The following is a 13,941-nucleotide window of genomic DNA, read 5'->3' as shown; positions in this document are numbered from 1 at the left end:
CCGATTGCCCCCCGAATCAGCGCCAGGACTCAGCCTTCACCCACGTCGCGTTCTGCGGTGTTCATGCGATCGCGCTAAAAAAGGGCATCACTGCCGCTTTCTCTCCGGATAGCCAGATGACTTGTATATAACGCTGAGTGCTCCGCATGGGAATGCCGATCTGCACGCATCACCCAACCATCGCAACCCGCAAGAATGTTCAAGACGTGCGCCCGGGATTCTGCGAAAGTTGCTGCCCCATAATCGGTGATGCGGTTGTTCATGTTTCGTTCTTCATCTGCTTATCAGGCGTTCAGCCAGGGCGCGATTGCGGTCATGCCGCTGTCGTTGGCCTGTGCGCCATGGGGCCTGCTGGCCGGGTCTCTGGCGCTGGAAGCCAATCTCACGCCGCTGGAAAGCCAGGGGCTGTCTGTCATCGTCTTTGCCGGCGCCGCACAACTCGTCGCCATCGGCATGCTGAAAAGCGGGGCCGGGATCGGCTCGATTCTGCTGACGACGCTGCTGTTGACCTCCCAGCATCTGCTCTATGGTCTGCACATGCGCCCGACGCTCTCACGGCTGCCGTTGCGCTGGCGAATGAGCCTGGGCTTTCTGCTGACCGACGAATTCTTCGCCCTCAACAGCCAGCACGGTGGTGCGTCGTTCAATCGCTGGTTTGCCCTCGGCGTGGGGCTGACGTTCTACCTGATCTGGAACCTGTTCACCTTTCTGGGCATCGTGCTGGGCAACAGCTTTCCGGGGCTTGAGCATCTGGGGCTGGAGTTCTCGATCATCGCCACCTTCATCGCCCTGGTCACGCCGCTGGTGCGTAATCTGCCGGTGTTGGTATGCGTGGCCGTTTCGCTGTTCTGCTCGGTGTTGTTCAGCTACTGGCACTGGAGTGCGGCGCTGGTGCTGGCTGGAATTGCGGGCATGACCGCAGGCTTCGTCGTCAAACGCGCGCTGGGGCAGGAGGCACCATGATCTTTGCCGTGATCATCGGAATGGGACTGGCGGTGTTTTTCAATCGCTATGTGTTTCTGGAGCCGCGCCTGCCGTTCACGCTGGGGCGCAATGCACGGGATTTTCTCGGCTTCGCCGTGCCCGGCATGCTGACCGCCATTTGTGGGCCGATCATCTTTCTGCCTGAACACCGGCTGGAGCTGAGTCTGACCAATCCGTACTTGCTGGGCGCACTGTGCACCATCGTCCTGATGCTCTGGACCAAACGAGTGCTGACCAGTGTGGTGCTGGGCATGGGCTGCTTCTACGCATTTCGCTGGCTGTTTGCGGTGTAGCCGCGCTGGCGGGCTGCGATAACAGCAGCCTGCCAGCGTGAAGCGCACCAGCGACTGATCAGATCAGTTCGGCCACTTCATCTCGCTCTTGATCACCTTGGCGCTCAGCTCCAGCGAACTCGGTTCGGCCAGTTGTGGCCAGGCTTTTTTCATGGCATCGATCAGCGCGGCGGAATCCCTGGTTTTGGCAGCGTGCTCCTCGAAAGATTTGAGGTAGTCGGCGGTGAACGTGACGGCCTTGGTCCCTTCAGGCACCTCGCCCAGATAGTGGCCCGGAATGACGGTGGTCGGCTTCAAGGCTTCGATACCCTTGAGCGTGGCGAGCCAGTCCTGACGGGATTTCGGCGTCTGGGTATCGGCGACCCAGACGTGAATGCCGCTGGACACCACGACGCCACCGACAACGGCCTTGAGCGACGGAATCCACACGTAACTGCGTTGCGGTGCCGGGCCTTGCAGACCCTTGATTTCCAGTGGCTGGCCTTCCAGGGTCAGATGATCGCCCTTGAGCACTTCAGGCAGGACCAGTTTGGCCGACGCGTTGTCCTTGAGGATCGGCCCCCAGTAAGCCAGCTTGCCTTGCATCGATGCCTTGATGGCTTTCACGGTCGGTTCGCTGGCGACAATCTTAGCCTCCGGGAACGCTGCCTGAATCACGTCCAGACCGAAGTAGTAATCCGGATCGCTGTGGCTGATGTAGACGGTGGTGAGCTTCTTGCCGCTGGCCTTGATCTTCTGCACCAGCGCTTCGGCATCGTTGCGCTGGAACTGGGCGTCGATCAGCACCGCGTCATGCTGGCCGGTGATCAGTTCGGAGGAGACCGGAAAGATGGCTTTTTCGGCCGGGTTGTAGACGTCGATCTTCAGCGGATCGGCGGCTTGGGCGGCCAGCGGAAAAAGTGTGGCAAAGGAGAGAGCAAACAGAGCACTGCGCAACATGTGAACGACCTTTTCGAGTGGCAGAACGGGAGTGGCCTTATCTTAGGTTGCTTGAAGTGAAACAAAAGCCCCACTATTGGCAACTATCGGTTGCCTGGATCGGACGAATCATGGATCGCATCATGGCGGCTCGGGTGTTCATCGCCATCAACGAGCGGGGCAGCTTGATCGCTGCCGCCGACTCGCTGGACATGTCCCGGGCCATGGTTACGCGCTATCTGGCGCAAATGGAAACCTGGGCGGGCGCACGCCTGCTGCACCGCACCACGCGCAAGCTCGGTCTGACCGCGCCCGGTCAGGTAACGCTGCTACGCTGTCAGCAGCTCCTGGAATTGGCCGATGCGATGCCGCTGGCGGCCGATACACAGGTGGACGAGCCTCGCGGCATGTTGCGCATTGCCTGTTCCCAGTCGCTGGCGCAGGCGGTGCTGGCACCGGCAGTCACGGCTTATCTGCAGCGCTATCCGGGCACGTCTGTGGATTTGCTGATCGGCAATCAGGCGGTGGATCTGGTGGGCGAGCGCATCGATCTGGCGATTCGCATCACCAATCAACTGGACCCCAACCTCATTGCCCGCCCGCTGGGAACCTGCGATTCGGTCGTGTGTGCCTCACCCGGCTATCTGGCCACTCACGGCACGCCGGCACGCCCGCAGGAGTTGAGCAGCCACAATTGCCTGACCTATTCCTACTTCGGCAAGAGCCTTTGGGAGTTCGTCCACCTCGAACAGCCACTGAGTGTGCCGGTGGGCGGCAATCTCAGCGCCAATGACTCGGTGGTACTGCTGGAAGCGGCAGTGGCAGGTGCGGGGATCACCCTGCAGCCGGTTCACTCGGCAGCGCCATTGCTGGCCAGTGGGAAGCTAGTCGCACTGATGCCTGACTACCAGCCCCGTACGCTGGGCATGCACGGCATCTATACCTCGCGTCAGCACCAGTCGGCGACCTTGCGCACCATACTGGATTTTCTGGCGGGATGGTTCGGGGAGGAAGTTTTGTTGCGGGGGTAGGTGGGTGGAGGCATCCATTTCGGGATCAACAGGCGGCCTCAATCATCCACCTGACTGCTGAAGAAGCGCGGGAATCTNGCTTCTGCCCGGAGGGCGTGGGAGCTCTCGGAGGTTACGACGGCAGCGATGGGCTGCGCAGCAGCCCCTGATTACACCTGACACACCGCANGCCGGTTCCCGGCAGATCGCCGGCAAGCCGCCTCTTATCAAACAACACGTAATCTGCTGAATGAACACGTTTTTGTGGGAGGCGGCTTGCCGGCGATGTAGTCGACGCGGTAAGTCAGGAAAATCACGTCATCGTTCATCGCCGGCAAGCCGCCTCCCACAGTCCGGTGTTTGCTGCGCGACAGCGCTACGTCAAAGACGTTGTGGCGCCTCCCACAGTCCTGTGTTTGCTGCAAGACAGCGCCGTGTCAGAGGCACAGGGGCATCTCCCACAGTCTGGTGAACTGCGCGACAACGCCACAACAAGATATGGCAGGGCTTTACATAACAACGCGTTTCCTCAGCAGGTCACGCGTTGGCCGTTGGCCGTTGCCATCACGTCTTGAACTTGCGCACCAGTGCATCCAGCTCGTTGGACAGCGAGGCCAGGCTGCTGGAGTCGGCGCGGGCCGAGTCAGACAGGGTGGCGATCAGTTGCGCATCACCATGGATCTGGCTGATGTGACGGTTGATGTCCTCGGCCACCTGATGCTGCTCTTCGGCGGCGGTCGCGATCTGGGTGTTCATGTCGCGGATCACGTCCACCGATTCGCGGATCTGGCCGAAGCTGCTGCGCGCCTGGCCGATCTTGGTCACCGACTGCTGCGACACATCCAGGCTCGCATTCATCTGCTGCGCCACGGACTTGGTGCGTTTGGCGAGGTTGCCCAGCAGTGTGTCGATCTCGGCAGTCGAGTCGGCAGTGCGCTTGGCCAGCGCGCGAACCTCGTCAGCCACCACGGCGAATCCGCGGCCCTGTTCACCGGCACGCGCGGCTTCGATGGCTGCGTTGAGCGCGAGCAGGTTGGTCTGTTCGGCAATCGAGCGAATGGTGGCCAGAATCGACTGGATGTCGATGCTGTCCTTTTCCAGTTGCGTCACGTCCTTGGCCGAACGGGCAATTTCCTCGCTCAGTTGATCGACGCTGCGCACCGCATCGTCGATCTGGCGCTGACCTTCACGGGCCTGCTGTTGACCGCTGTCGGCCGAATCGGCGGCCTGGCTGCAGGAGCGGGCGACTTCGTTGGACGTGGCGACCATCTCATGGAACGCCGTAGACACCATGTCTACCGCTTCACGCTGACGGCCTGCCGCTTCGGCCATGTCGTTGGACACGCGAGTGGAGCTGTGCGACGCCTCGAGAATCTTTTGCGCTGCCTGACCGATGTGCTGGATCAGGCTGCGAATCGCAGTCAGGAATTTGTTGAACCAGCCCGCAAGTTGCGCGGTCTCGTCGTTGCCGCGCACGGTCAGGTTATGGGTCAGGTCGCCTTCACCTTCAGCGATGCCTTCCAGACCGGTCGAGACGCTATGGATCGGACGCACGATGACTCTGGCGAAGCTGGCACCGACAATGGCGAACACGAGTGCCAGCACGGCAGCGATGACGCCGATCAGCCAGGTCAGACGCGTGGCCGAGGCCATGACTTCGTCCTGTCTGATCAGGCCGATGAAGTTCCAGCCCAACTGATCGGACGGGTAGACGTTGGCCATGTAACGCTCACCGTTGAGGGTGAGTTCCACCAGGCCGCTGCTGGTCTTGGCCAGTTCGGCAAAGCCGTCGCCCAGCTCACCCAGCTTCTTGAAGTTGTGCTCAGGCTGCTTGGGATCGACCAGCACGGTACCGTTCTTTTCCATCAACATCAGATAGCCGCTTTCGCCCAGCTTGATCTGTTTGACGATGTTGGTCAGCTGTTTGAGCGACACGTCGATGTTGACCACGCCGCCGGGGTTGCCGAGCTTGTTGGGAATCGCGCGGATGGTGCTGACCAGCACCGCGTCGTCGGCGGCCCAGTAATAGGCATCGCTGCGTACGGTCTTGCCGACGTTGGCCATCGCGGTCTTGTACCAGGGACGGACGCGAGGGTCATAGTTGCTCATCCTCGAGTCTTCCGGCGTCATGATGTAGCTGCCGTTGATCAGGCCGTAGGACACGTAGGAGTAAGCCGGATGTGCTTTGGCGATGCTGGCGAACAGCTCGGTGGCCTGCCTGTCATTTTCCGACTGCGCTGTCGCGGCTGCGCCCATGTAGTTTCTGAAATCGTCGCTGGCACCGGCGATCAGCGGGTGCGCGGCGATGTAGTTGACGTTCTGGGCGATGCCGTCGAAAAACAGCTGCATGGCGTTATCGACCTGACGAATCTCGCGCCCGCTGCCGTCTACAAAATCCTTGGTCGCCTCGTCGCGCAGGTTCACGACAACAATCGTTGCCACCACAATGATCGGAAGGCACGCAATCACTGCGAATGCCCAGGTCAGCTTCTGTTTGATGTTCATGTGAGCTCCGGAGTGTCCATTACTACCGTGTGTTGGGCGCTGCATCTGTGTGCAGTCTGTCGAACCATGTCATCACTCGGGAGCGCTGTCTTATGGTCTACCACTAGCAGGTCGGCGTTCTACCTGGAATCTTTAAACAGGATGACGTTATCAGGCATTTGTGTCGTTTCTGGATCAGGGGCGGTAACCCAGCTCACTGCTGATGCGTTCGCTGCACGCCAGTAGAAGGTCTTGAAATCGCTCCCGCGCGCCATCCGGGTCCATGATGGCGTCCGGGCCGGACAGGTTGATGGCCGCCGTGATCTTGCCCGCGTGGTCCTTGATTGACGTGGCGATTGCAGTCGAATAGTCCGAGCGATGGAGAACCCAGCCGCGCTCGCGGTCCTGCCTCGTCATTGCCTGAAGTTCAGGCAACGTGCGCGGTGCCGGGGCAGGGTAGTCGTCCAGACGAATGTGCTGATAAAGCCTGCTCAGCTCAGCGTCGTCCAGTGCCGTCAGCAGCATGCGACCCATGGCCGTGCAGTGGCAGGCGATGCGAGTCCCGACCGGAACATTCACCGAAAGACGCTGCGCAGCGAACGCCCGGTAGAGGTACAGACTGTCGGTCTGCTCACGAATGCTCAGGTGGCAGGACAGCGAAGACTGATCGCGCAGCCGGTTCAGGTGTGGCATCGCGACGTCGACAATGTCGCGGCTGGCCAGATAACTGAAACCATCACTGATCACCCGCGCACCCAGTTCGTACTGCGTGCCGTTTTTGTCGAGATAACCCATGTCGGTCAGGGTGAACAGAATCCGGTACACCGCCGACGTGCTGACCCCCAGCCGCTCGGCGATATCGTGCATGCCGAGCGAGCGGGTCTGCGCTGAAAACATACCCAGCACACTCAACCCGCGGGCGAGGGCGGGGACGATGTAATCGGTGTCCTTTTCAGTCGTGTCAGTCATGGATTGCTCCGCAGTTGATCGTGCCCACGCCGGTCAGCCTCAAGACTGACCGTCCACACTCCTGCGTGGTAACGCCGCCCAGGACGCTCTCAAACACTCACCCCGTCAAACTCCGCCATCGCATCCAGCAATGCATCCTTGAAATACGCCAGCGATGCGCGGTCGAACAGGATCTGGAAACACGGCACCGATCGCGCCCCGACATTCACTACGATCACGTTGATACGCGCCGCCGAGGTCTGGGCCACGGCGCCAGGCGGGAACGCCTGCGCGCGCAGGTCGACGCCGCACAGCTTGGCCATTACCTCGCTGATGCACACCCCGCTCAGTTGTAGCCACGCGTGGCTGTCTTCCCGTGGCAGCAGGTAGTTGGCGTTGTGGTCCATCTCCCAGCTGGCTTCTTCATCGGCGATGCGTTGGCCTTGATCCTGCGCGCTGCCCAACAGCAGGTATTCGGTCTGGGACAGGCGGGCCACGTGGCTGCCATCCGTCTGGGTCACTGCACGGTTGGGCACGTCGGGCAGGCTGAAGCCGCGTGCAGTCAGGTAGGCGGCGCTGTCCGTGCCGCGAAAGCCGACGCGTGGCAGGTCGGTCAGGTCCTCCAGCGTGCACAGCGGCATCGGGTCAAGTCCAACAGAGCGTTCTGCAGTAAGGCTGGTCATGGTTCAAAGCTCCTGGCGCTGATTGTCGGGATCGAAGAAAGGCAGTTTCACCACGGTGGCCTGGACCACCACGCCATCCTCGACGCGAATCGGAATCTGCTGGCCGGGCGTGCTCTGGTCGAACGCGGCGTAGGCCAGCCCGATGATCCTGCCCAGTGTCTGCGAGTATTCGCAGGAGGTAACGTTGCCGCTGATGTCCGGCCCCTTGAGCACAAGATGGCCTTCGAGAGGCTGCGGACTGGCCTTGGGCAGGGTGAAACCCACCAGCTTGCGTTTCTGTGGCTGGGCTTCGAGGATGTCCACCGAACGACGGCCGACGAAGAAAGGTTTGGTCCGGCTCACCGCCCAGCCCATGTCGATCTCGGCCGGGTGGGTCATGCCGTCGATGTCCTGGCTGATGATCACATGACCTTTTTCCAGGCGCAGCAGACGCTGGGTTTCAACGCCGAACGGGCGCATATCAAAGGCACGACCCGCTTCGATGAGGGCGTCCCAGAGCTTGAGCCCGTGACGCGCCGCTACGTGGATCTCATAACCCAGCTCCCCGACAAAGCCGACCCGCAGCAGGCGCGCCCTGATGCCAGCCACCGTGCCCTGACGCACGCCCAGATAGGGGAAGCCCTCGGAAGACAGATCCAGATCGTTGCACACCTGCTCCAGTACCTTGCGCGAGTCGGGACCTGCCACATTGACCGCACAGATCGCTGCCGTGACGTTGGTGATGTCCACATTCAGACGCCATTGTGCGTTCCACTTGAGCATCTGTTGGTAGATGCGATCCACGCCGCTGGTGGTCGCAGTCACGTAGAAATGCTGCTCGGCAAAGCGCGCGCACACGCCGTCGTCGATCACCACGCCCTGTTCATTGGTCATCAGGGCGTAGCGCGACCGGCCGACTGACTGCTTGAGAAACGCGAAGGTGTACATGCGCTGGAGCAGTTCAGCGGCGTCCGGCCCACGGATATCCAGCCCGCCGAGGGTCGACACATCAATGATCCCGACCTTGTTGCGTACGTGCGCGGCTTCTTCCTGCATGCACGCATCGCGTTGCGACGGCTTGCCGTAGAACGCCGGGCGCTGCCAGATGCCCGCTGGCATCATCTTCGCGCCTGCTTCAACGTGGCGGCGATGCATGGGCGTTTGCCGGTATGGATCGAAGGCTCGGCCTGCCACATGCGCCAGTTTCTCAGCCTCGAACGGCGGGCGTGCTGTGGTTACACCGGTTTCGCTGATACTGCGCTGGGTCGAAGCCGCGACCAGACGTGCCGTCGGCAGCGCCGAGTGGCGACCCTGCGAAGGGCCCATGCCGACCGTGGAGTAACGCTTCACCAGTTGAATGTCGCGATAGCCGATCCGGGTGGCGTTGACGATATCGCGCACCTGCAGGTCTTCATCGAAATCGACGAAATCCTTGCCTTTGGGGTGCGGGAAGATCGGCCAGGCAAAATTGACCCGCGCTTCGCTGCGCAGTGCAGGCGGGGTGCCGTCAAAGGTGAGGCCCAGTGACTTGAGCACATCGGCTGCTGCGCGCGTCGCGTCGGCCAGCACGTTGTCCAGCGCATGACAGCCGTTGACGGAACCGGCGATGCCCAGGTTCTGCGGCAATCCGCTGATGGCGAACTCGGCCTGGGTGTCGTCATAGTCGAGTCTGCCGCCCGCCTGACACAGCAACTGGTAGGCGGGCATGTAGCCACCGGACATGCACAGCAGATCGCACTCGACGGTCAGGCCGCTGTTCGCAACCTGTCCCTGACCGGTGATCTTGCGCAGGTCCGCGCCGCTGACGTGGCGCATGCCTTTTTCGTGCAGCGCTTCGAACACCGTGGTGTTCATGTGGCAGGTGATGCCGCGTTGTTCGACGGCGTTCTGCAGTGCCCGGTCGGATGCATGGGGGCGCATGTCGACAACCGCGACGACGTCAACGCCCTGATCGTTGAGGTCCAGCGCGGCGAGATAACCGTCATCGTTACCGGTCAGCACTACCGCGCGTTTGCCGGGTTTGACCGCGTACAGTTTCATCAGGCGCTGGACGGCGCTGGTCAGCATCACGCCGGGCAGGTCGTTGTTGCGAAAGATCACCGGCTGATCGAACGAGCCGCTGCACACCAGACACTGCGTGGCGCGGACCTTGTACAGGCGCTTGCCTTGAATCACGGGCAAATAGTTGTCGGTGAACCACGCATTGCAGGTCGCCTGTTTGAGCACGCGGATATTGGCGTGACTTTCCACTGCCTCGACCAGCTCACTGCGTACCTGCCCGGCGCGCTGACCTTCGAGGTCGAAACGGGCGTAGGTCAGCGAGCCGCCGAGAATCGCCTGCTGTTCGATCAGGAGCACCTGGGCACCGGCATTGGCGGCGGTCAGTGCAGCCTGCAAGCCTGCTGGCCCGGCGCCAATGATTGCCAGATCAGTGAACAGGTAGGCCTTGTCGTAATACTCCGGCTGGAATTTCAGGTCCAGTACACCCAGGCCGGCTTTCTTGCGAATGATCGGCTCCCAGATTTTCCACATGCCTTTGGGTTTGTAGAACGAGCGGTAATAGAAACCGACCGGCATGAACTTCGAGAACTTGCCCAGCACCGCGTCCTTGTCGTTATCCAGCGAGCCGTTGAAGTTCTGTCCGCTGGCGTGCAGGCCTTGCTGCAGCGCGAACGTGTCGGCCATCACGTTGGGCTCGTGGGGCAACTGGATCAGGCTATTGGCGTCCTGCCCGGCCATGGTCAGCGGGCCGCGCGGGCGGTGGTACTTGAACGAGCGCGAGAGCAGAAAGCGACCGTTGGCCAGCAGGGCGCTGGCGATGCTGTCGCCCTGCAGGCCCTGATACGTCTTGCCGTCGAAACTGAAAGTCAGCGGCTGGTTGCGGTCGATCAGCAGACCCATGGGCGCGGGCAGGCGGGCGGGGGTGTTCATCCTGCGATCTCCTTGGAGGGCATCGGTGTGAAGTCGATACGGGCGGTGAACACTTCCCGTGGGTCGAACGTGCGGATGATCTGGTCGCTTGCGGTGTGGCGCTCGGCCAGAAACCAATAGCTGGACGGGTTGTGCATCCACCATTCGCGCACCACGCCCAGCGTGTCCTCGCTGTTGAATACGTAATCGGCCCACTCGGCGTCGCTGCAGGTCTGTGGGTCAGGCATGTGCTTGAACTCGCCGCCGTAGGTGAATTCACTGATGTTGCGTGGCCCGTTGAGCGGGCAGGTCATGATTTTCATGTATCGCTCCTTACTCGATAACGGGTCAGTGGCTGGCCGCGGTTGCGCCCATTTCGTTGACTTGCTGAAAGGTGGAAAACCGCTCCAGGGCGAAGGGCCTGATCAGCTCCGGAACCTTGCCGCCGCTGGCAACCAGTTCGGCCATGGTCTTGCCGCAGATGGGCGTCGCCTTGAAACCCCAGGTGCCCCAGCCTGCGTCCAGGTAATAGTTCTTCACCGGCGAAAGGCCCATGATCGGGCTGTAGTCCGGGGTCATGTCGGTGATCCCGGCCCACTGGCGCATCAGCTTGGCGTTGGCCAGAAAAGGAAACATTTCGATGGCATGGGCCAACAGACTTTCCTTCAGGTCGAGCGTCGAGCGGGTGTTGAACAGCGGGTAGGGGTCCGATCCGCCGCCAAACACCACTTCGCCACGGCTGGTCTGCTGTACGTAGCAATGCAGCGCTGAAGAGCTCACCAGCGGGTCGAGGAACGGCTTGAACGGCTGGGTGACCATGGCCTGCAAGGGGAACGTCTGGATCGGCGAGCGAATGCCGGCCTTTTTCATCATCTGCGAACTCATGCCCGCGACCGCCTGCACGGCGCAGCCACACTGGATGGTGCCTCGGTTGGTCTTGACCGCCGTGATGGCGCCGTTCTCGATCACCAGTTCCTGCACCTCGGTGAGCTGATGGATCTCCACCCCCCGCTTGGCCGCCTGCTTGGCGTAGCCCCAGGCGACGGCATCGTGCCGCGCCGTGCCGCCGTCGATGTGCCACAGCCCGGCAAGCACCGGCAGATGACCGGGATCAAGGTTGAGGCTGGGGACCAGTTCGCGAATCTGCTGGCGGTCGATCATCTCGGTGCGTCCGCCAAAATGCTTGTTGACCTCGGCACGCTGGCGGAACGAACGCACCGTGGCGTCGGTATGCGCCAGGGTCAGTTGGCCGCGTTCGGAATACATGATGTTGAAATCGAATTCGTTGGACAGGCCCTGAAACATTTTTACCGACTCGGCGTAGAACCGAACGCCTTCGCTGGTCAGGTAATTGGAACGGATCACCGCTGTGTTGCGCGCTGTATTACCGCCGCCCAGATAGCCTTTTTCCAGCACCGCGATGTTGGTGATGCCGTGGTATCTGGACAGGTAGTAAGCCGTAGCGAGGCCATGACCACCGCCGCCGATGATCACCACGTCATAAGCCTTTTTCAGCTCCTTGGGCGCAGGCAGGTCAACATCGACCGGGTACTCCGGGCTGAGCCCGTATTTCAATAGATTGAAAGGCATACGGCCTCCGATTGGCTGCGTTGCGCACGGGACTGCTGGCGGGCAGCGGTCACGGTGTTTTTCATGAGAAAGGCGATGGTCATCGGGCCGACGCCGCCGGGCACCGGGGTGATGGCCGACGCCACGTTCAAGACACTGTCGAAATCCACGTCGCCGACCAGTCGGCTTCGGCCCTGATCCTGAATGCGGTTGATGCCGACATCGATCACCACTGCGCCGGGCTTGAGCCAGCTGGCGTCGATCATGCGCGGACGGCCGACGGCGGCGACCACGATGTCGGCCAGTTGGCACAGGGCCTTGGCGTCCGTGCTGCGCGAATGCACGATGGTGACCGAGCAATGCGCCTGAAGGAGCAGGGCGGCCATGGGTTTTCCGACAATGTTGGAGCGACCTATCACCACTGCATGCTTGCCCGTCAGGTCGCCGCAGGTTTCCTGTAACAGGTGCATGCAGCCACTGGGTGTGCAGGGCGTCAGCACCTCGCGGCCCTGACTCAGACCGCCGACGTTTTCGCTGTGAAAACCATCGACGTCCTTGGCCGGGTCGATGGCCTGCAGCGCGCAGGCTTCTTCTATGTGTGCAGGCAGCGGCAGTTGCAGCAGAATGCCATTCACGCTCGGGTCGGCATTGAGCCCGGCAATCACCGCCAGCACGCGGGCCTGTGAGCTGTCGGCGGGCAGGCGGTACTCCAATGAGCGGATTCCGGCTTCCTCGGCGCGCAGGATCTTGTTGCGCACGTAGACTTCGCTGGCCGGATCGTCGCCCACCAGAATGACCGCCAGCGCCGGTGAAATACCCTCGGCCTTGAGGCTCTGCACCTCGTCGCGTACCTGCAGCAGCACCTGGGCGGCTGAGGCCTTGCCATCAATGAGTCGGGCCTGGTTCATCGGAAAATCACCGTTCGGTCAGTGTTGAGAAACACCCGATGTTCCAGGTGATATTTCACGGCACGGGACAGTGCGATGGTTTCGGTGTTACGGCCTGCTGCAACCAGATCGTCCGGCAGGTACACGTGATCGACGCGCTGCACTTCCTGCTCGATGATCGGACCTTCGTCCAGATCGCTGGTGACGTAATGCGCGGTGGCACCAATCAGCTTCACGCCTCGCTCGTAAGCCTGGTGATAAGGCTTGGCGCCCTTGAACCCAGGCAGGAAGGAGTGGTGGATATTGATCGCCCGGCCCGAGAGCTGGCGGCACAGGTCGTCGGAGAGAATCTGCATGTAGCGCGCCAGCACCACCAGCTCGGTGCCGGTCTCATCGACCACTCGCATCAACGCCGCTTCCTGCTCGGCCTTGGTGTCTTTGGTCACCGGCAGATAGATAAATCGAATCCCCTCGCGCTCGGCCATCGGCCGCAGGTCCAGGTGGTTGGACACGATGGCGGTGATGGTCATGTCAATCTCGCCCTTGTGATAGCGATAGAGCAGGTCGGTCAAGCAGTGGTCGAACTTGCTGACCATCAACAGCACGCGCATCGGCCGACGCGTATCGTGCAGCTCCCACTGCATCGAAAAATCACTGGCTACTGCATCAAAGCCGGCCTTGAGCTGCTCGATATCGCCCGCATGCCCGTCATTGAAACGAAACACCGCACGCATGAAAAACGTACCGCTGAACTCATCGTCGAACTGGGCCATTTCACCGATGTAGCACTGATTGCCTGCCAGATACGACGTGACTGCCGCCACGATCCCGGACGTCGCCGGACAACTGATCTTCAGGATGAAATGGTTCTTCTCGTGTTGCATGGTCAGTCCTCTGAAAGGTGGCGGCAGCTCGGTGAGGCAAAAATGTTCAGGGGTGAAAACTGTTTTGATGGATGAATAAAAATTCCTATCAGGAATTAAATATTCACGAAGGCTGTTTTATAGGCGAAAGGAAATGCAGCGTCCAGAGGTTTCTGGAAACTTTATTGAGTGAGGGGAATATTTAGGTGCGTCCCGTTCAGGACGCCCCGGCGTCCCAGCGTACTGACGGAGAATCTGCGTCGTCAGATGCATTTGGGACGCAGAGCGTCCCGGGCTGCATGCCCACGCGGAGCACTCATCGTTATACACAAGTCATCTGGCTATCCAGTGAGGCAGCAGCGCTGATGCGCTTTTGTAGCGCGACGGTATGAACACCGCAGATCGCGACGTGA

The 13,941-nt window shown here is 61.1% G+C and carries 12 protein-coding genes and 1 pseudogene; 3 read left to right on the top strand and 10 right to left on the bottom strand.

Features of this window, described 5'->3' with window-relative positions:
* Positions 1 to 261 precede the first annotated feature (261 nt).
* Complete coding sequence (locus AO065_RS03075) at positions 262 to 963, top strand: AzlC family ABC transporter permease (RefSeq protein ID WP_032652574.1); 702 nt, start codon at positions 262 to 264, stop codon at positions 961 to 963.
* Positions 960 to 1,277: an AzlD domain-containing protein gene (locus AO065_RS03070; RefSeq protein WP_004888287.1), complete on the top strand. Its 318-nt coding sequence runs from the start codon at positions 960 to 962 to the stop codon at positions 1,275 to 1,277. Before AO065_RS03075 ends, AO065_RS03070 begins: the two co-directional genes overlap by 4 nt.
* A gap of 63 nt (positions 1,278 to 1,340) precedes the next feature.
* Here the strand turns inward: AO065_RS03070 and AO065_RS03065 are convergent, their stop codons facing one another.
* Positions 1,341 to 2,216: an MBL fold metallo-hydrolase gene (locus AO065_RS03065; RefSeq protein ID WP_004888289.1), complete on the bottom strand. Its 876-nt coding sequence runs from the start codon at positions 2,214 to 2,216 to the stop codon at positions 1,341 to 1,343.
* A 110-nt stretch (positions 2,217 to 2,326) separates the two neighbouring features.
* Between AO065_RS03065 and AO065_RS03060 the strand changes: the two genes are divergently transcribed.
* Positions 2,327 to 3,226 carry a LysR family transcriptional regulator gene (locus AO065_RS03060; RefSeq protein ID WP_004888291.1) on the top strand — a complete coding sequence of 300 codons (900 nt, stop codon included), beginning with the start codon at positions 2,327 to 2,329 and terminating at the stop codon, positions 3,224 to 3,226.
* Positions 3,227 to 3,769: 543 nt separating this feature from the next.
* Here AO065_RS03060 and AO065_RS27730 read toward each other — a convergent pair.
* The 9 genes and pseudogenes from AO065_RS27730 to purU all read right to left on the bottom strand — a co-directional run bounded on the left by AO065_RS27730 (position 3,770) and on the right by purU (position 13,549).
* Entirely contained in the window at positions 3,770 to 4,498 is a 729-nt protein-coding gene (locus tag AO065_RS27730) for a methyl-accepting chemotaxis protein (protein WP_371321615.1), read from the bottom strand.
* Positions 4,499 to 4,627: 129 nt separating this feature from the next.
* Positions 4,628 to 5,554: pseudogene (locus tag AO065_RS27725) on the bottom strand (cache domain-containing protein); the annotation flags it as partial.
* Between the two features lie 330 nt (positions 5,555 to 5,884).
* Complete coding sequence (locus AO065_RS03050) at positions 5,885 to 6,658, bottom strand: IclR family transcriptional regulator (RefSeq protein ID WP_004888303.1); 774 nt, start codon at positions 6,656 to 6,658, stop codon at positions 5,885 to 5,887.
* A gap of 89 nt (positions 6,659 to 6,747) precedes the next feature.
* Entirely contained in the window at positions 6,748 to 7,320 is a 573-nt protein-coding gene (locus tag AO065_RS03045) for a sarcosine oxidase subunit gamma (RefSeq protein ID WP_004888304.1), read from the bottom strand.
* A 3-nt stretch (positions 7,321 to 7,323) separates the two neighbouring features.
* Complete coding sequence (locus AO065_RS03040; RefSeq protein WP_004888306.1) at positions 7,324 to 10,230, bottom strand: 2Fe-2S iron-sulfur cluster-binding protein; 2,907 nt, start codon at positions 10,228 to 10,230, stop codon at positions 7,324 to 7,326.
* Positions 10,227 to 10,532, bottom strand: a complete 306-nt coding sequence (locus AO065_RS03035; protein WP_004888307.1) for a sarcosine oxidase subunit delta — start codon at positions 10,530 to 10,532, stop codon at positions 10,227 to 10,229. Before AO065_RS03035 ends, AO065_RS03040 begins: the two co-directional genes overlap by 4 nt.
* Before the next feature lie 25 nt (positions 10,533 to 10,557).
* Complete coding sequence (locus tag AO065_RS03030) at positions 10,558 to 11,799, bottom strand: FAD-dependent oxidoreductase (RefSeq protein ID WP_004888308.1); 1,242 nt, start codon at positions 11,797 to 11,799, stop codon at positions 10,558 to 10,560.
* Positions 11,781 to 12,686, bottom strand: coding sequence for a bifunctional methylenetetrahydrofolate dehydrogenase/methenyltetrahydrofolate cyclohydrolase FolD (folD, locus tag AO065_RS03025; RefSeq protein WP_004888309.1), 906 nt, complete (start codon positions 12,684 to 12,686; stop codon positions 11,781 to 11,783). Before folD ends, AO065_RS03030 begins: the two co-directional genes overlap by 19 nt.
* Positions 12,683 to 13,549 (bottom strand): formyltetrahydrofolate deformylase, encoded by an 867-nt coding sequence (gene purU / locus AO065_RS03020; RefSeq protein WP_004888311.1) that lies wholly within the window; start codon positions 13,547 to 13,549, stop codon positions 12,683 to 12,685. The genes folD and purU overlap by 4 nt, the downstream gene beginning before the upstream one ends.
* Between the last annotated feature and the right edge of the window lie 392 nt (positions 13,550 to 13,941).

The sequence above is a fragment of the Pseudomonas viridiflava genome, assembly GCF_001642795.1.
In the GTDB taxonomy this organism is placed as follows: Bacteria; Pseudomonadota; Gammaproteobacteria; order Pseudomonadales; family Pseudomonadaceae; genus Aquipseudomonas; species Aquipseudomonas viridiflava.
The sequence above is the reverse complement of the archived record's forward strand: the minus strand, read 5'-3'. Positions and strand labels throughout refer to the sequence as shown.